10 protein-coding genes and 1 pseudogene are annotated in these 18,301 nt (G+C 48.5%); 5 read left to right on the forward strand and 6 right to left on the reverse strand.

Annotated elements, in window-relative coordinates; translation table 11 throughout:
- Nucleotides 1-5: 5 nt before the first annotated feature.
- From BP71_RS24780 to BP71_RS24795, 4 genes are all read right to left on the reverse strand, one after another.
- The gene (locus BP71_RS24780) at nt 6-1,112 is read right to left on the reverse strand and encodes an efflux RND transporter periplasmic adaptor subunit (RefSeq protein ID WP_496384258.1); all 1,107 of its coding nucleotides are present in this window, start codon (nt 1,110-1,112) and stop codon (nt 6-8) included.
- Nucleotides 1,113-1,169: 57 nt separating this feature from the next.
- Complete coding sequence (locus tag BP71_RS24785) at nt 1,170-2,534, reverse strand: TolC family protein (RefSeq protein WP_496384260.1); 1,365 nt, start codon at nt 2,532-2,534, stop codon at nt 1,170-1,172.
- A 367-nt stretch (nt 2,535-2,901) separates the two neighbouring features.
- On the reverse strand, nt 2,902-4,596 hold the full coding sequence (locus tag BP71_RS24790; protein WP_496384261.1) for a sodium:solute symporter family protein: 1,695 nt from the start codon (nt 4,594-4,596) through the stop codon (nt 2,902-2,904).
- Nucleotides 4,593-4,736 carry a hypothetical protein gene (locus BP71_RS24795; RefSeq protein ID WP_496384262.1) on the reverse strand — a complete coding sequence of 48 codons (144 nt, stop codon included), beginning with the start codon at nt 4,734-4,736 and terminating at the stop codon, nt 4,593-4,595. Before BP71_RS24795 ends, BP71_RS24790 begins: the two co-directional genes overlap by 4 nt.
- 220 nt (nt 4,737-4,956) lie before the next feature.
- Here BP71_RS24795 and BP71_RS24800 point away from each other — a divergent pair, with 220 nt between their 5' ends.
- Both BP71_RS24800 and BP71_RS24805 read left to right on the forward strand, forming a co-directional pair.
- On the forward strand, nt 4,957-6,714 hold the full coding sequence (locus tag BP71_RS24800; protein ID WP_496384263.1) for an alpha-L-rhamnosidase-related protein: 1,758 nt from the start codon (nt 4,957-4,959) through the stop codon (nt 6,712-6,714).
- Nucleotides 6,715-6,732: 18 nt separating this feature from the next.
- Nucleotides 6,733-9,573: a family 78 glycoside hydrolase catalytic domain gene (locus BP71_RS24805; protein ID WP_496384264.1), complete on the forward strand. Its 2,841-nt coding sequence runs from the start codon at nt 6,733-6,735 to the stop codon at nt 9,571-9,573.
- 3 nt (nt 9,574-9,576) lie between these two features.
- Here the strand turns inward: BP71_RS24805 and rfbD are convergent, their stop codons facing one another.
- Nucleotides 9,577-10,443, reverse strand: coding sequence for a dTDP-4-dehydrorhamnose reductase (gene rfbD, locus BP71_RS24810; RefSeq protein WP_496384265.1), 867 nt, complete (start codon nt 10,441-10,443; stop codon nt 9,577-9,579).
- Between the two features lie 194 nt (nt 10,444-10,637).
- Entirely contained in the window at nt 10,638-12,005 is a 1,368-nt protein-coding gene (locus BP71_RS24815; protein ID WP_496384266.1) for a sugar transferase, read from the reverse strand.
- 761 nt (nt 12,006-12,766) lie between these two features.
- Here BP71_RS24815 and BP71_RS24820 point away from each other — a divergent pair.
- The 3 genes and pseudogenes from BP71_RS24820 to BP71_RS24830 form a co-directional block, all read left to right on the forward strand.
- Nucleotides 12,767-14,404 (forward strand): DUF1800 domain-containing protein, encoded by a 1,638-nt coding sequence (locus BP71_RS24820; RefSeq protein WP_496384267.1) that lies wholly within the window; start codon nt 12,767-12,769, stop codon nt 14,402-14,404.
- Between the two features lie 12 nt (nt 14,405-14,416).
- Nucleotides 14,417-15,940: a DUF1501 domain-containing protein gene (locus BP71_RS24825; RefSeq protein ID WP_496384268.1), complete on the forward strand. Its 1,524-nt coding sequence runs from the start codon at nt 14,417-14,419 to the stop codon at nt 15,938-15,940.
- Nucleotides 15,941-16,054: 114 nt separating this feature from the next.
- Nucleotides 16,055-18,301: pseudogene (locus BP71_RS24830) on the forward strand (T9SS type A sorting domain-containing protein); the annotation flags it as partial.

Consider the following 18,301-nt stretch of genomic DNA (forward strand, 5'->3'; position numbering starts at 1 on the left):
ACAGCTTACTTGCCTTCCTGGAAAACCGCTCCTTCGCGAAGGTTCTGAACACCTTCCACGGCGATTTTCTCACCTTCTTTAAGTCCCTCCCTGATAATGATATTGGGGCCGATGGCCGTGCCGAGCAGCACTTTGCGCTGGCTCACTTTGCTGCTATCGCCGGCCACATACACAAAGAACTCACCCAACTGCTCGGTTACAGCTTTGTACGGGATCAGCAATGATTTCGCGCTTGCATTGTTGAGCACCATGACAGTTCCGCTCATACCGGCGCGCAGTTGACCGTCCTTGTTGGGGAAAATCAGACGGGCCTTGATACTTCCGGTTTGAGGATCGACTGCGCGATCGAGCAGCGCGATTTTCCCATGCGCGGGATACACATCGGTGCCGAACTTAATGGAGAAGGTCGAATCCGAAGCTTTTTGCGACTTCATCAACCCAGTAAACCGGTATATTTCCTTCTGATCGACATTAAAATCCACAGCCAGCTGGCCGTCGGTCGATACGGTATTCAACACGGTTTGACCGGCAGATACCGGGGCGCCCACTTTCACGGCCGAAATGCCAATCACACCGTCAAAAGGGGCTACAACCCTGGTGTAACGAACGCTGGTCTGAACGGCCTTGATATTTGCTTTGGCCGCGTCGGCTTGCCTCTTGGCAACTTCCAGGGCCGCATCCGCATTGTCGACGAGCTGCTTGGCTACGGCATCGTTCTTTTCGAGCTCGTGATAGCGGTCAGCATCTTTCTGTGCGCGGACCATGTTGGCTTCCTGTACGCTCAGGTTTGCGACTGCCTGGTCGTAATTGGCATCATAAAGTTGCGCGTCAATGGAATAAAGTAATTGGCCTTTCCGTACCCGCGAGCCGTCGGTAAAATGGACGGCAGTCACAAAGCCGGTCACCTGCGGGCGTAGTTCTACTTCATTGAGGGGAACCACGGTTCCGGGATACTCATCATAGTAGGAAGCCTGCGATGAGGTTACTTCCGTAAGCTTAACCTGAACCGCCGGTGGCTGGGTGGGTTGCTGTTGCTGTTCTTTTTTGCCGCATGAGATCACTGTCAATGCAAGTAGAGCGGCGGGATAATATTTCATTGTATTTAAAAACATATTATCAAAAGTATTTTCAATGGAAATCAGGAGATAAAAGGGTGGTCAGAGAGACCGCTATTGGTAGTTGATCTGTCCGAGCGCTTTTTGAACGTCGATTTTGCTGGCCAGAACCTGGTAGAGCGCATTGTAATAATTGATACGTGCCAAACGAAGGTCGGTCTCCGAAGTCACCACTTCCAGATATGTCTTGATACCGGATTTGTATTGCAACTGAATCACATCATACACTTCCTGGGCCAGGTCTACATTCTCTTTCTGAGCCAGCAGGTTTGTCAGGTTGCCTTTGTAATTAGCTAACGCGCTTGCATATTCGGAATTTACATTGTTCTGCAGACCTTTAAGATCCCAGTCCAGCCGCTTCAACTGCCATTCAGCTTGCCGTGTATTGGCTTTCCGCTTCCCTCCCTGGTAAATCGGCAGCGATAGTGTAAGCAGGCCGAAAGAGTTGGGATAGTTCTTATTGTAAAGGTCGGTAAACTGGTTGTTCTGGAAGTTCAGGTTGTAGGCTCCGTTCAGTGACAGATTGGGCAGATAGCTCCATTTGTTATACAGCAGGTTGGCTTCGGCCAGTTTCTTCTGCGTGGTCAGGATCTGGTACTCGATACGTCCGGTCAGATCCAGGGCCTGCAACGTGTCCAGCCCGATCTCTTTCTCCATTTGCAGGGTGTCGTAGCTGATTTGCAGCGCTTTGTCCAATGGATAACCCATTAGTGCTTTGAGATATTCCACCTTGGCTTTTAGGACTTCGTCGTTGCTTTTTCTGTTAGCTCTGGTGTTGTTCAGTGAGATGGTCGCTCTTTTATAGTCGATCTTGTCGGCCACACCCGATTTATACTGGTTTTGCGCATCTCTCAAACTCCTTTCCAGCCTTGCGATATCCTGGTCGGCTACGCGGATCTGCTGGGTGGTGGCAAGCACATCATAAAATGCTTTGGAAACATTGACGGCCAGGTCTGTCTTGTTATTCACCGTATTCTGGCTTGCCGCGAACAGCACATCACCGCGCGTTCGTTTGGCAAGCAGTACATCGCGGTTGAAAATCTGTTGAGACAAGGTGAACTGAGCCGCAGAAACATTGTTGACCCCCAGCTTGACGGGATTGCCCGCAATGATGCTGGTCTGCACAATGAAGTTGTGCTGCAAATTATAATTGAACCCGATCTGCGGGTACCAGTCGGCAAGCTTGCTGCGGACCTGGTTGGCGGTAATCTGCTCGTCGATGAGCGATTGCTGGATCGCCGGCTGATTTTTGATCGCATAAGCAACAACTTCCTGTAACGTTGCCTGCTCTAAAACCGGCGCTTCCCGGTTACTTTCCTGAATGCCCTGAGCGAAAACGGTACTGAGAAAATTCAATAAAAGGAATGCCGAGCTAAGCGCCAAACGCGGTGTTTTTTGTGGCTTAGACCAATAATTCATGTAGGTGTAAATTTGATTTGGACAGAGAAAATGTGTTTTGAGTCCTTGTTGATGAACAGGTTCTCCAATTGGAAAAAACTAGGATCAGGGTCAGCTGTCCGACGGAATAAACAGGATTCTGACCCCGGATAAGAAAAGATTAAGCGGCTTTTGCATGGCCAGTAGGTTTAGACATTAATTTGTAACAATCGGTGACATTGTTAAGCTGCGTATAGGCTGTCCCGTTGTCCGATTGTACTTATTAAGGATTTAAATGCGTGAATAGTTTCCTGGACAACCGAAAAAAAACGGTTGAGCACTATACTTTCTTTAAAATATTTAATTTTTAAAGAGAATTGTCCCCGATTGGATATTTCAGCGACAGGTGCTAAGCCGTTGTCACCGGTTGGGGCCAGATTTTTTCGATCAGCCAGGCGAAAAGAATGACCAGCGTACATCCAATCAGATTGAGCCACAAAAATGCGGTCAGGTCGATGACGTAGCTCACAATGACAAAAATCTCGCCGATAATGCTTCCCCAGAAAACGGCTCTGCTGCCGATGCTTTTGAAATAGAACGCCACCAGGAAAATTCCGAGAATGGTACCGTAGAAAAGCGACCCGAGTATATTGACTGCTTCGATCATGCTTCCAAGCCTTGAAGCATACTGGGCTACGGCAATGCAGAATACGCCCCAGAACAAAGTCGCCCACCGGGAGGCCGCCACGTAATTGTGGCTGTCATTGTCCTTTCGGATCATCCGTTTGTAAATATCCACGATTGTGCAGGACGCCAGCGAGTTATAGGCGGCAGCAACCGAGCCCATGGATGCAAGCAGAATCACCGCGATCAGTAATCCCACCATACCCATGGGCAGATAATCGATCACAAAGCGCAGGAAGATGTAGTTGACATCGTTGGTATCCCCGCCGTTGGCCTTTGAAAGAACCGTGGTAGCTTCTTTGCGCACGTCTTTCACCTTGTTTTCGAAATCGGCGAGAATGTCCCTGGATGCCGCGATAGCAGTCTGATCGTCCTTGCGGATGGCCTCTGTCAATGCCATCACATGCGGACGTTTTTCGTTCTGAATCTCGTCGTGCTTCTTTTCCAGCGCTTGGTACTCGGCAGCAAACGGTGTTGATTTGACGTGGTCCACCGCAGTCTGGTTAAAAAACAATGGCGGCTTGGTGAACTGGTAGAATGCAAAAACGAGCACGCCTACGAGCAATATCAGAAACTGCATCGGGATTTTCAGCAGGCCGTTCATCGCTAATCCGAGGCGGCTTTGGCCCTGCGAGCTGCCAGTCAGGAAGCGTCCGACTTGGGACTGGTCGGTACCAAAGTAAGAGAGTTGCAAAAAGAATCCGCCGATAAGTCCCGACCATACATTATAACGGTTATTGAGGTCGAAAGTAAAATCTATCAAATTGACTTTCCCCATTTTCCCGGCCACGTGCAATGCATCAGTGAACGAGATCTGTTCTGGCAGGAACTTTACCACCATGACGCCGGCAACGACCATTCCGATGGTGATAATTCCCATCTGTTGCAGGTGTGTGTGTGACACTGCGCGCGAGCCGCCCAAAGTGGTGTAGAGCATGACAATGCCGCCGGATATGATGTTGGTCCAGGTAATATCCCAGCCCAGAATAGCCGAAAGGATCAGGGACGGTGCATAAATGGAGAGCCCGGTTGATAAGCCCCGTTGCAGCAGAAATAGAAAAGCGGTCAGTCCGCGGGTCCTCAGATCGAAACGCCCTTCCAGAAATTCGTAAGCCGTAAAGATTTTAAGCTTGCCGAATTTGGGGACAAAAGTCACGCAGAGTACCACCATCGCAAGCGGCAGTCCAAAGTAAAATTGCACGAATCGCATGCCATCAGTGTAGGCCTGCCCGGGCGCGGACAGGAAGGTGATCGCGCTGGCCTGGGTAGCCATCAGCGACAGGGTAACGTGGTACCAGGGCATCGATTGCCCAGCGAGCAGAAAGGAATCCATCGTGTGCTTCTCACGGCTGCGATAGATGCCATACAAAACTACAAATAACAGGGTAAGTGAAAGTACAATCCAGTCGAGCGTGCTCATTGAAAACGGGTCATAAATAAATAGAAGAGGACAATCTGTAATGCGAGCGTGCCGATCAGAAGAATGTAAAGCTGTTTCCAGCTATTGACAAACGGGGGCAGCCCATCGCGATCCTGCGAGCTATTTTCTTTTATGATCATGGGGTCAGGAAAAAAGGTTTAGCGGTGATTCAGAGCCAGGGGATTATACCACAAGCAAAATTAGAACGGTTTTGAAATAAATCTAGCATACATAAATGTTAACGAAGCGTTAACGGTAGGTATATGGGTAAAAGCCCGCACAGGATACAACAGGCTAGTTCGCTTGATTATAATTATTTATTTTCCGGGAATATTACAATCCGCAACTAAACCTGCTCCTGTGAGAAATCTTTTCGCAATTCTTTTTCTTGTATTGGGCGCTGCTTTAAAAGGTGCTTATTCCCAAGGTCTTCCGCCGATTTTCGACAACAGTTTTGAAGCGCAGCCCGATTCCAGAATCCGGCAGTACCTTTCGCCCAGACGCATCGTGTGGATGTCCGACCGCAGCGGTAGTAATGTGATCGGTGCGCCAAATTTGCTTAAAAAGGGTAGTGGCCAGGCCAATCTGGTCCATCAAAACTTTTGTACGCTCATTAGCAAAGACGATGCTAAACCCGGCATTCTCTTCGATTTTGGAAAGGAAATACAGGGTGGTATTCAGATCGTGACCGACCAGCCGGCCGATCAGCGGCCGATCCGTGTCCGCATCAGGCTTGGGGAGTCGGTGAGTGAGGCCATGTCGGATATCGACACGGTCCAGGGAGCGACTAATGACCACGCGATGCGCGATTTCGTCGTGCAGGTACCTTGGCTGGGCGTAATGCAGGTGGGTAATTCCGGGTTTCGTTTTGCCCGCATCGACCTGGTGGACGCCGAGCGAGAGTTACAGCTCAAGGAAGTCAGGGCCGTTTTTGAATACAGGGATATTCCTTATCTGGGGTCTTTCAAAAGCAATGACGAAAAATTGAACGCTATCTGGAACACAGGTGCTTATACTGTGCATTTGAATATGCAAGAGTTCTTATGGGACGGAATCAAGCGAGACCGCCTGGTATGGGTTGGAGATATGCACCCGGAAGTGATGACGATCAACAGCGTGTTTGGTAAAAACGAGGTCGTGGCGAAAAGCCTTGATCAGGCCCGCGACATTACACCGCTCCCAGGCTGGATGAATGGGATCAGTGCCTACTCGATGTGGTGGGTTTTGATCCACAGAGATTTGTATAAAAACCAGGGAGATATCGAATACCTGCGTAAACAGCAGAAATATCTTGTTGCGCTGCTTGATCAGCTGATGGCGAAAACAAAGGATAATAAAGAAGATCTCGATGGCACGCGTTTTCTAGATTGGCCATCAAGCGAAAACCCCAAAGGTATTCATGCGGGATTGCATGCCATGATGATCATGACCCTGGAAGCTGGCGCCGAGCTGTGCCTGATCCTTGACGAACCCGCACAGGCGACGCGCTGCAAAACCTTAGCGGGCCAAATGAAAATGTACGTACCCGATGCGAATGGCTCCAAGCAGGCGGCTGCATTGATGGCGCTGGCCGGATTGATGCCCGCCGAAAAAGCAAATGCGGAGGTGATTGCAGTGGGCGATTGCGAGCGCTTTTCGACCTTCTATGGTTATTATATGTTGCAGGCAAAAGCCAAAGCCAATGACTATACCGGCGCATTGAACTGCATCCGCACCTACTGGGGCGGAATGCTGGATATGGGCGCCACTACATTTTGGGAAGATTTTGATCTGGCATGGACCCGAAATGCCGCTCCGATTGACGAGTTGGTGCCAGATGGAAAAGACGATATACACGGAGATTTCGGCGCCTATTGTTATAAAAAGCTGCGGCATAGCCTGTGCCATGGCTGGGCTTCGGGACCTACTTCATGGTTGTCCGAGCATGTCCTGGGTGTCAGCGTCATAGAGCCTGGCTGTAAAACGATCCGTGTCAGGCCCAACCTGGGTGATCTGCAATGGGTGGAAGGTACTTATCCGACGCCCATGGGTGTCGTCAGGATCAGGCACGAAAAACAGGCGAACGGAACAGTCACATCCACGATCGAAGGGCCCAAGGGCGTAAAAATTCTACGCTAGGCATTTAAGAACGGACCTATGAAAAAAATGACGTTATCGGCACTGCTGGCATTGAGCAGTGTTTTGATTTATGCGAAGGGCATTACCCCGGTTTACCTGCGCTGCGAATATAAAGAGTCGCCCGTAACCGATGCCGGGCACCCGCGCCTGAGCTGGGAGCTTACGGTCAGTGACAACAACCAGCGGCAAACTGCATATCAGGTCCTGGTAGCTTCCGCACCGGACAAGCTCAGCGAAGCCGGGGCAGATTTATGGAATTCGGGCAAAATGTTGGGGAGAACAACGGCCCAGGTTGAGTATCAGGGAAAGAAACTCGGATCGAGGCAGATATGCTACTGGAAGGTCAGGAGCTGGGACAAAAGCGGGATAGCCGGGCCATGGAGTCATGCTTCGCATTGGGAGATGGGTCTGCTGGTGCCAACGGAATGGAAAGGGGACTGGATCGGACTGGATCTGGATCATTTGGGCAAAGGAAAAACATATCATCTGCCACCGACTCCTTACCTGCGCAAAGAGGTGATGATCGGTGAGAATATCAAAAAGGCCCGGCTATATGTGACCGCATTGGGTTTGTATGAATTCAATATCAATGGTAAAAAGGCGGGCGACGCATTTCTGACACCCGGCTGGACGGATTATGACAAGCGGGTTTACTATCAGGTATATGACGTCACGGGTCATGTGAAGCCTGGCGGCAATGCGTTGGCTTCCCAGCTGTCCTATGGCTGGTACGCGGGTTATCTGGGCTATTCGTTGCTGGTGCAGAATCCTGTTGTCCGGGCATTTTACGGCAAGGTCCCCATGCTGAAGGCGCAGCTAGAAGTGGAGTATGCCGATGGCCGGACGGAGACTTTTGTGACAGACCGGACCTGGAAGGCGAGCCAGGGAGCATTGGTTGAATCCGATTTGCTTAACGGCGAAACGTACGATGCCCGGCTCGAAGAAAATGGATGGAATACGGCTGGATTTGATGACCGGAACTGGAAGAAAGCAGAGGTATTTGCCGACAAATCCGCGCGTAAAATTCAGGTATATCCCGGTCCGCCGGTAAAGGTGACGCAGACTTTGAAAGTGGTCAAACATACGGACCGTAAAGACGGAACTTTCATGTTTGATTTCGGCCAAAACTTTGCGGGCATCGTCCGGTTACAGCTTAAAGGCAGGGCAGGGGATACGGTCCGGCTTCGTTATGGGGAAAAATTGTATCCGGATGGCCGGCTGATGACCGAGAATCTGCGGATGGCGCGTGCGACAGATACCTATATATTAAAAGGCGATCCGGCAGGTGAAACCTGGGAGCCCAAATTTACCTTTCATGGCTTTCAGTATGTGGAAGTAAAGGGACTAAGGGGAGAGCCTTCATCACAGACGTTGACTGGCCTGGTCATTGGCTCTGACACGCCCAAAGTAGGTACATTTGAAACCGACAACGCGATGGTCAACCAGCTTTACAGTAATATCGACTGGACCCAGCGAGCCAATTACGTAGATATACCGACCGACTGCCCGCAACGCGACGAGCGCATTGGGTGGACTGGCGATGCGCAGGTGTACGTGAAGTCGGCTACATTCAACCGCGACGTAGCCTCATTTTTTACCAAATGGGTGGTCGATTTAAATGATGGTCAATATGAGACCGGTGCCTATCCGTTGTACGCGCCAAGGCCCAATCTGCGTAAAACCGACACATTTTCACCCGGTTGGATGGAAGCGGGAATCATCTGTCCATACCAGATCTATCGCACCTACGCCGATACGCGCATGATCAGCAATGGCTGGGGCGATATGGTCCGCTTTATGGATTTTCTCGACAAAAGAAGTAATGGCACATTTGTGTTTAAGGAAAATGCATTCGGTGACATCGACCCCAAGGGCGGTTTTGGCGACTGGCTTTCTTTTGGCAAGAAAACCCCGCCCGATATGCTGGCTTCCTTTTATTACGCCTACTGCGCCGATTTGATGGCCGAAATGGCCGATGCGATCGGGAATGCCAAAGACAAGCAGCGATTTACAGATACAGGGAACAAGGTTAGGGAGGCGATCCGTAAACATTATGTTGATCGGGAAGGCCGTTTCCAATGCGATGCGAGGGCCTATGGCAATGGGGCAGGATATGTGGACGGCTCGCTGGGTTTTACCGGGCACACACAGACAGCTTATGCCAACGCCATCTACATGCACATCATTAATCCGGCAGAGCGGGTAAAGGCAGGTGCTTATCTCACGGCGTTATTGAAAGAGAATGGTGACAAGCTGGGTACGGGCTTTCTGGGCGCCAAGCCGCTCTTGCCCGCACTTTCCGCAACGGGGCATTCGGATTTGGCATACAAGCTATTCCTGAGCAAAGAATTTCCATCCTGGGGCTTTGAGGTTGAAAATGGTTCAACGACCATCTGGGAGCGATGGGATAGCTTTACCAAGGAGGATGGATTCAAATACAACGCGGCGATGAACTCGTTCAGCCACTATGCATTCGGGGCGGTGTGTGAATGGATGTTCGGTCATGCGGCGGGTATCCAAATGACCAGGCCCGGGTTTGAGACTTTCAATGTAAGACCTGAGATTGCGCCGGAAGGAATGGGGAGTAACGGAATCAATCACCTCAAAGCGTCTCTGCGAACGATTAATGGAACAATCGCTTCGGAATGGAGCAAAGTAGGCGGCAAACTGATTATCAATGTCTTGGTGCCCGTGAATACAGTCGCGCGCATACATATTCCTATTGGTGCCAATGCGGAAGTGTTGCTGAATGGAAAGCAGCTATCTTCTTCTGATTTGGTCAAAACCATCGGGAAAGAAGACAGCCACCTGATCGTCGAAGCGGGCTCCGGGAATTATGAATTCACTGTGGGGCGGTAATGCTTAACTTACCGTTTCCTGAATCAGCCGGCCGACGCAAACACCGAGGCTCTCGCGCCAGTAGGGGATCGAGATACCGAAAGTCGCTTTAATCTTCGATTTGTCCATGACCGAGTATGCCGGACGTACCGCACGGGTTACGTATTCCGATGTCTTGACCGGGTTCAGCTTCACGGTTGTTTCACTGATATCGAACACCGCTTTGGCAAAGTCGTACCAGGAAGTGACTCCCTCGTTGCTGTAATGGTAAATACCGTATGATTGGCTACCGGATCCAATGATGTCGAGAATAGCATTTGCCAGATCGATCGCATAAGTAGGTGAGCCTACCTGATCCACGATCACGCCCAGTTGCTCTTTTTCACGGCCTAGCCGGAGCATGGTTTTGACGAAGTTGTTGCCGTACTCTGAATAAAGCCAGCTTGTGCGTAACGTGAAGTGCTCCGGCAACACAGCGGCGATCGCTTCTTCACCTTCCAGCTTCGTCAGACCATAGATATTCTCGGGCTCGGCAGGGTCGGTTTCCGAAAGCAGCTTAGGTACATCGCCTTTGAAAACAAAATCGGTCGAAACGTGGACCAGAGTTGCGTTGAACTGTTTACAAACTTCGGCTATGTAAGCCGCACCGTCACGGTTCACTTTCCGGCAGGTATCCTGATCGTCCTCGGCCTTGTCCACTGCGGTGTAGGCCGCGCAATTGATCACAAATTCCGGTTTTTCCCCGGCAAAGAGATTTTGCAATAGCCCCTTGTCGAGAATATTGGCCTTGTCCTCGGCCGGAAAAGATATGTCTGTAATGTTCCTTTCGGCTGATACTTTTTTAAGACAGCTACCCAACTGGCCCGAGGCACCTAAAACGAGTATTTTCATTGAGAATATTAAAAGTACGTTGTGTGCAAAGATAGAAAATGCCCCAGGGACAGGTTGTTATTTGCCGATTAAATTTTCCTTCATATGGTTTTCCCGGGATTGTGTTTGATGTTAACCATACGGGCATATAAAAAATCAAGTGGCCCCACCGAGGCCACTTGAAGATAACTCATTGGATACTAGTTGAAACGATTTTATTGGCCGCGACCCAGAACCATCACCTGAACGGTGCGGAAAATCAGTTGGACATCATCAAAAACACTATACGATTTCAGGTATTGCAGATCGTACTTAAGCCTTTCCACATTTTTCGCAACGGTGTCTGCATAGCCTACGTTGATCTGACCTATAGACGTAATGCCCGGCTTCACAGTCAGCAATCGTTGGAAATCATGGGGAGCCGCTTCCATGAGCATATCCACATCGTATTTGTAAAGTGGGCGTGGGCCAACTACGGACATTTCACCTTTGAGAACGTTGATGAACTGCGGAAGCTCATCCAGACGTGACTTACGCAGGATACGACCGATCGGCGTAATACGCGGGTCACCATCACCCTGTGAATGTTTAAGTCCCATTTTGTCGGCATCTACATGCATGCTGCGAAACTTGTAGATATAGAATGGTTCACCCCAGCGGCCGGCGCGTTGCTGTTTGAAGAAAACGGGTCCGGGAGACGTGATTTTAATTGCAAGCCAGACCAGGAAGAACACGGGAGCGCCCAGAATCATTACAATCGTTGAAAAGATCAGATCGAAAGCACGTTTCACAGTCTGCTCATTCAAACTGGAAAAAGGTTTCGTATTGATCTGGATGATCGGATACATGTCGTGGTACTCGATGGTAGCCATATTAATCATAAATCCACGGAAATCAGGCACCAGACGGATTTGCGTTTTGTGCCTTTCACCCATTTTTATCACCTCCCGCACCTGATCGTCTGTCATTTCCGATAGACAGCAGTAGAGGTAATCCAATTGCTTATCCTTCACCAATGCTTCTACCTCTTCAATTTTGCTGGACTCTTCCGAGAGCTGCAGCATACCATAATACCGATAGCCCAGTTCTTTTCGTTCGTTGTAGAATTCGCGGATCAGGGTAGCCAGATCACCCTTCCCTACAATAGCATATCTATTGAAATTGTAACCTGCCTGCCGATACATTTTGAGTGACACGACTGCCGTCGCCCTGCCGAGCGTAGATGCCGCGACGAAGAAGCCATAGGTCATCAAAAACTGATATCGCGAATAATCTTCCCCTTGCTTGGTCAGGTACAGGAAGGCTGTCATAATTGCGCCATGAACGGTAACAGCCTTTAGAAAAGCAGCAAGTTGTGTATTAAAGTGATAAGAAAGCCGGGTGAATAAATAGGTTTTGAATACATGGATTGTAAATACCCACACCAAATTTGCGATGAGAAGCAAATTGATGTACTCATTTGCAAAGAGCTCCGAGAGGTTATCAAATCTCAGCAGATAGGCAAAAAGAAAGGACAGATTGAGAAGTATGACGTCCAGCCACAAATGAACCTTGGGCAGGAGTCCCGGATAGTGATTTTTCATAAATATTAACGTTGAGTTGATTTCTCGAAGCCAGCCAACTACATAATTCTACAAGAATGACTAAGTTGGAATGCTAAGAATTTGAGCGTTACAAGTCTACGACAATTCTTTGAATATTTCAATGTGCTACTCTCATTATTTTTGAGAATGACCTATAAATTGTTGTTGGCCTATATATAGGCAGTTTGTGATCTTTACCAAAACTGATTATAGTCCTATTTTTGGCAAATATTGTCCTTTCAAGGGAATTTGTAATCTGCCTCACATATTAAGGGGAATATATAAGTAGTAGCGGATTAAGTAATATAGTCTTCATAACGGTTCGTCCGCCCAAAGTGTTGCCTTAATTTACCAGAATCGACATTCCGAATGCTGTCGGATTTGGACCGGAAACCTGCTAAACGCCTGGTAGGGAGGTGTTTTTGGGAGTTGGAATTGAGTTTTGGATTTATGATCGGTGTCAACCCCAAAAGCGAAATATCTAGGTAATCTGTTCAGTTTCGACCCGAAAAGGGGGTGGTTAACGTAAAATATAGCGCTAGATTTTCTTCTACAAAGCGTGTAGCACCCGGTATTCAACAAAATCAGGGCTTTTGGCCCCTCCTGATAAAGATAGTTTTCTGTGAGTCAATAAAATTGAATTTACAGACGCCATTTTCACGCGCCCAAAAAAGTATTCCATTGTGTGTAGAAATAATTTGTATTTGTGTGTAGATTTTCGGATTTTTGCGTCCAGAATTACAAGTTATTGTTTATCGAACATGGCCTACTTAGACACTTATGCCCCTCCTCTAACCTCCAAAACAGCTGCGCATCTGCTCTGGAGGGCGACCTTTGGACCTACTCAGCAGGAGATTGTGAACTTTACCGGCAAAACAGCGACTCAGGCATTTGATATCCTGATTAATAACGTTTCAGGTGCTGCGTCGCCTCCTCCTCCCGTGGAGATGGATGAAGCCAGAGCGGATGCCGGAATGCAGTTTATGGGCAAGCCGTTTGACATAGGACGTGCCACAATTTATTTGAAATATGTTCAGTATTGGTGGATAGGGTTAATGACCGAGCAGACGGGAAACCCATCCGTACTGGAAAAGCTAACCGCTTTTTGGCAGAACCACTTTGTCGTGACATCGATGAATGTGGAAGACTATCGATTCATTTACAAGTATATAACATTCCTGAGAAGTAATGCATTGGGGAATTTTAAAGACATGACCATCGGGATGACCAAGGACCCGGGGATGTTGATTTTCCAGAATGGGAACGAAAACACAAAGGATTCTCCCAACGAGAATTATGGCAGAGAGTTGCAGGAGCTTTTTACGGTCGGGCAGAGAGATTTTGCAGGGAATCATAATTATACGGAAGAGGATGTCAAGGCTGCTGCACGGGTATTGACGGGTTGGCAGGCCCTGAATTTTTTTGTGCCAGGATCTACGGAGATTGGCTCTTTTTTTAATCCTGACAGGCACGATGTGGCCGATAAGATTTTCTCTACACACTACAGCGGAACCACCATTACCGGGCGAACTGGCGCCGCCGCGGGGGATGCTGAGCTTCTGGATCTGATCAATATGTTACTGGCGCATCCCGAGACTCCCAAATTCATTTGCAGAAAGCTTTATCGATGGTATGTCAACCCGAACGTCACGCAGGATATAGAAAATCAGGTAATCGTTCCGTTGGCCAATTTTTTCGCCAGTCCTTCAAACAATTTTGAGATCAAGCCCGTATTGAAGAAGCTTTTGACAAGTGACGTGTTTTTTGATCAATCCAATATCGCGGCCATTGTCAAATCTCCTGCCGAGTTTATGATTGGCATGATGCGGCACTTTGATCAGCCCGTGCCAAACATGACTACGGAACCTGGCGCTTTTCGATTGATGATGGAGTTTTTAGCGGGTAGCATGAATACCATGCAGCTAAATTTCCTCAATCAGCCTACGGTATTCGGTTCTCTTCCGTATTTCCAAACCGGTTATTCCAAGAATTGGATTAACGGAACAACGCTGGGGTTCAGAGGGTCCAGAACAGATGCGCTGGTTTATCCCTATATCAGAATTAAGCCGGATTATGTGCTGCAAATAGACGTTTTGAAAAGATTGACCGCGATTCAGCCCAACTTTTCAAATGTCAGTGCATCTCCCGCCATCACGTGTGAACAGGTATTGGCAGAGTTTTCCAAAAATCTTTACTCGGTGGAATTGACCCAAATGCAGAAGGATTTCTTAATAGATAGAATCATGATGATGAATAGTAGTCCGCGAACAACATGGACCAGAGAGTGGGATGCTTACAGAGCGGCTCCCACTGACGTTTCGCGGCAGAACACCATTCTCTGGAGATGCCGGGCAATGTTGAAGTACATGCTGAGAATGGCCGAGTATCAACTATTTTAGTCAAATGCGGATATGAAAAGAAGAGACTTTTTCGCTGCGGCATCTTCGATGATGCTTCCGGTAATGTTGGATGGGTTTGGGTTTAAATCGTTGGCAAAAGGATCCTCTTTCGTGCAGTCGCTGGGAAGGACCGCAGTCTTGAATGGAGATAGGATCCTGGTAATTATATATTTAAGTGGTGGTAATGACGGGCTTAATACAGTGATACCACTCGAACACTATGATGCTTATTACCAATTGCGCAGCAACATTGCGATACCAGAAAATCAAATTTTGAAGCTTGCCGGTAACGACACAACAGGCTTTCATCCTGCGATGACCGGGATGAAGGCACTTTATGACGAAGGGAAGTTATCAATTGTCCATTCTGTTTCGTATCCTAATCCTGACTTGTCGCATTACAGGTCGACAGATATCTGGATGACCGGTGTCGATTCAACTCAATATGCGAGCACCGGCTGGGCTGGGCGTTATCTGGAAGATCGCTTTACGGGATACCCGAATAACTATCCCAATGCCGAAATGGAAGATCCTCTGGCGATTCAGATTGGGCAAATCAGCACTACAACACTGCTGGGAAGTGAAGAGTCGATGGGAATCACATTGCAGGATCCCAACAGCTTCTATCAAATGATTGGTGAACCCGACCTTTCCCTGGAAAGCAACTTGCCTTGTTGTGATGCCGGCGAGCTGATAGCATATATCCGTCAACAACAGATTTTGGCCGTGGGCTATGCGGGGGAGATTAAGGCGGCAGCAGATGCAGGCAGAAATTTGGCGGCATATCCTGATCCGTCACTCAAGAATGATTTGGCGGATCAACTCAAGATTGTTGCCAGACTAATTCATGGTGGACTTAAATCCAAGATATACTATGTTTCACTGGGAGGATTCGATACGCATTCAAATCAGATTGCATCGAATAGCCTGGAAGGTACGCATACCGAACTTTTGAAGAAACTGTCGGACGCCGTTTCGGCTTTCCAGAATGACCTGAAGTTACAGGGAACAGAAGAGAAAGTATTGAGCATGACTTTTTCCGATTTTGGGAGACGGGCTACATCCAATGCTTCAAAAGGTACAGATCACGGTGTAGCTGCCCCCATGTTCATCATCGGAACAGGAATGAAACGGCAATTGGTCGGCACGAACCCGGATCTGGTAAATGGCCTGCTTCCGGCAGTTCCTCAACCAGGAGCCCCGAACAGAGATATTAAAATGCAGATCGATTTCAGAAGAGTTTATGGGGACATTCTAAATGACTGGTTTGGTACAGCCGCAAACGATACTGATCAAATTTTATATAGAAACTTCAAAACTACTTCATTGTTCTCTGAACTCGTCCAGAGCATTGCATCGGGGTCCTGGCTCAATCCGGAAATCTGGTCGAGCGGCAGGGTACCATCGCCAAAGGATCTGGTCCAGATCAATCCGGGGCACGTCGTTGACGTCGGACATAATATCACGGCCAAAGATGTCCAGGTAAAGGCTGGTGGCGAACTCAAATTCCTCGGTGATTACAGCATCAACAGATAGGAAAATGTGCTTCGCGTCAATTCACAGTGGCGTTGAGTGCTTGGACACTTGCCATCGGTATTATTCGGGAGAGCAGTACCGGTTAATTATTCACCCTTTTGTGATTCGATAAATATGAAATATAAGGCTTTACGTTTCGCACTTTGCGGTATACTTCTGCTGCTGGGGACATGCTCATTCGGTCAGCTGACGGGCATTTCTTATACACAGAGATCAAGCCCTTTTGGCATCATAAGTTTTTCGGAATCGTCATCATTGACCGGAATTAGCAATTCCCGGCATGTAGATGGTTATGTAAAAAAGTACGGCACTGTTAATTTTAGTTTTCCGGTTGGTCATAAGGGCGTGTTCAGGCCGTTTGGGGCAGATGCCGATGGGATTTATGGCGCCTATTTCAGAGATAATCCGGGTGTTGCGAGCCTGCCAGCAGGTGGTCCGTTTGCACTTTCCAGCAAGGACGCGTCTGTTACCCAGATAAGTTCAAAAGAATTCTGGGACATAAATGGCGCAAACCCCACTTCTATTACCTTGTCGTGGAATGCGGAAAGTGACATGGCAGGGCTTACGGGCAGCTCGCTCGAACACATTTCCATTGTAGGTTGGAACGGATCTGCATCCAGATGGGAAAAGATAGAGTCGATGGTTGATCAATTGGCCATTACAGGGGGAAGCAGCACCATTACTTCTGGTTCTGTAACCACTGTTAAGAATATTGTTCCGGATACGTATAGCATTTACGCGTTAGGTGCTTCCAGTGTAGCCTCAACACCTGTAAATTATGAGGGATCCCTGGAAGTGGTGAGTTGCAGTGAGGTTCGGGGCTGGGTGTGGGACAAGAATCATGCGGATGCAGATCTGACGATTGAGCTGGTTGAAGGGAATACCGTGTATGCAGTGGCTAAGGCAAATATTTTCAGAGAAGACATTAAAAATCAGGGAAAAGGAACCGGAAAGTATGGGTTTAGTATTTCTACACCCGAGCGTTTGAATGATGGACTGACGCATCAGTTAAGCGTAAGGATAAGAAGTAGCAACTATGCCCTGTCCGGATCACCCAAGACCTTGAATTGTTCCTACGAAGGAAAAATTCAGGTGGCAGATTGTTACAGCATCGGTGGTTGGGTATGGGACAAAAATAATGCAAATACTGCGGTGACTGTAGAATTGATGGAGGGCAACGCGGTGCTTGCAACCACGCTGGCCAACATTCCACGACAAGACCTTACGTTTGGGACCAAAAATTACGGATACTCGTTTTCATTGCCAATAGGTCTGAGAGATGGCCGTAGCCATAAATTAAGCGTTCGGGTAAAAGGTACCACGTTTTTAATAGCAGATTCACCTGCAACAATTAATTGTGCGTCCGGCAATTATGTTGGTAATTTTGAAACGGCGGACTGCAACAACTTAACCGGGTGGGTGTGGGCCAGCAATTATCCCAATTCATCTTTCGAAATAGAGTTTTTGGAAGGCAATACCGTATTGGGTTCAGCAATAGCCAGTAATTATCGTGGCGATCTGAATCTGGGGACCAAAAACTATGGTTTTAAGATCCCGTTACCTTTGTCATTGAAGAACGGGCAGGCTCATCAGCTCAGTGTGCGGGTGAAGGGAACTACGTATGTGCTTCCGGGATCGCCTAAAAGCGTAACCTGTGCGGCTCCCGTGCAGTACGGGGGTAGCTTTGAGTATGCAGGTTGTGACAGCATCCGGGGCTGGGCCTGGTCGAGCAACTATCCGAATTCGGCTCTGACCGTTGAGCTATTGGAAAATAATGTGATCCGGGCGACAACTGTGGCGAATATTTTCCGTCAGGATCTGAAATCGGCCGGGACCGGAACGGGGAACTACGGATTTAGCATTGCCTTACCTGGTGTGCTGAAAACGGGTCAGGCAAGACAGCTCAGCGTTCGGGTACAGGGAAGCACATTTATCCTCCCGGGCTCGCCGCGGACAGTTACCTGTGCCGCACCGGCGATTTATAATGGCAATTTCGAAATAGCAGATTGTAATAAAATGGCAGGCTGGGTAAGTGCAAGCAACTACCCGGATTCGACACTGGTGGTTGAGCTGCTGGAAGGAAGTACTGTTTTGGCAACAGGAACAGCAGGGATTTATCGGGGCGACCTGAGCCAGGGAACCAAGAACTATGGTTTCAATATCCCGCTGCCATTGTCATTGAAGAACGGGCAGGCTCATCAGCTCAGTGTGCGGGTGAAGGGAACTACGTATGTGCTTCCGGGATCGCCCAAAAGTGTAACCTGTGCTTCTCCTGCGCAGTACGCGGGTAGCTTTGAATATGCAGGTTGTGACAGCATCCGGGGCTGGGCCTGGTCGAGCAACTATCCGAATTCGGCTCTG

It is taken from the genome of Dyadobacter ginsengisoli DSM 21015 (assembly GCF_059568735.1).

Excerpts from the sequence above, each read along its gene's own strand:
- BP71_RS24825 (WP_496384268.1), top strand. The coding sequence starts at position 14,417 with ATGAAAAGAAGAGACTTTTTCGCTGCGGCATCTTCGATGATGCTTCCG.
- BP71_RS24785 (WP_496384260.1), bottom strand. The coding sequence starts at position 2,534 with ATGAATTATTGGTCTAAGCCACAAAAAACACCGCGTTTGGCGCTTAGC.
- BP71_RS24805 (WP_496384264.1), top strand. The coding sequence starts at position 6,733 with ATGAAAAAAATGACGTTATCGGCACTGCTGGCATTGAGCAGTGTTTTG.
- BP71_RS24820 (WP_496384267.1), top strand. The coding sequence starts at position 12,767 with ATGGCCTACTTAGACACTTATGCCCCTCCTCTAACCTCCAAAACAGCT.
- BP71_RS24780 (WP_496384258.1), bottom strand. The coding sequence starts at position 1,112 with ATGTTTTTAAATACAATGAAATATTATCCCGCCGCTCTACTTGCATTG.
- BP71_RS24795 (WP_496384262.1), bottom strand. The coding sequence starts at position 4,736 with ATGATCATAAAAGAAAATAGCTCGCAGGATCGCGATGGGCTGCCCCCG.
- BP71_RS24815 (WP_496384266.1), bottom strand. The coding sequence starts at position 12,005 with ATGAAAAATCACTATCCGGGACTCCTGCCCAAGGTTCATTTGTGGCTG.
- BP71_RS24790 (WP_496384261.1), bottom strand. The coding sequence starts at position 4,596 with ATGAGCACGCTCGACTGGATTGTACTTTCACTTACCCTGTTATTTGTA.
- rfbD (WP_496384265.1), bottom strand. The coding sequence starts at position 10,443 with ATGAAAATACTCGTTTTAGGTGCCTCGGGCCAGTTGGGTAGCTGTCTT.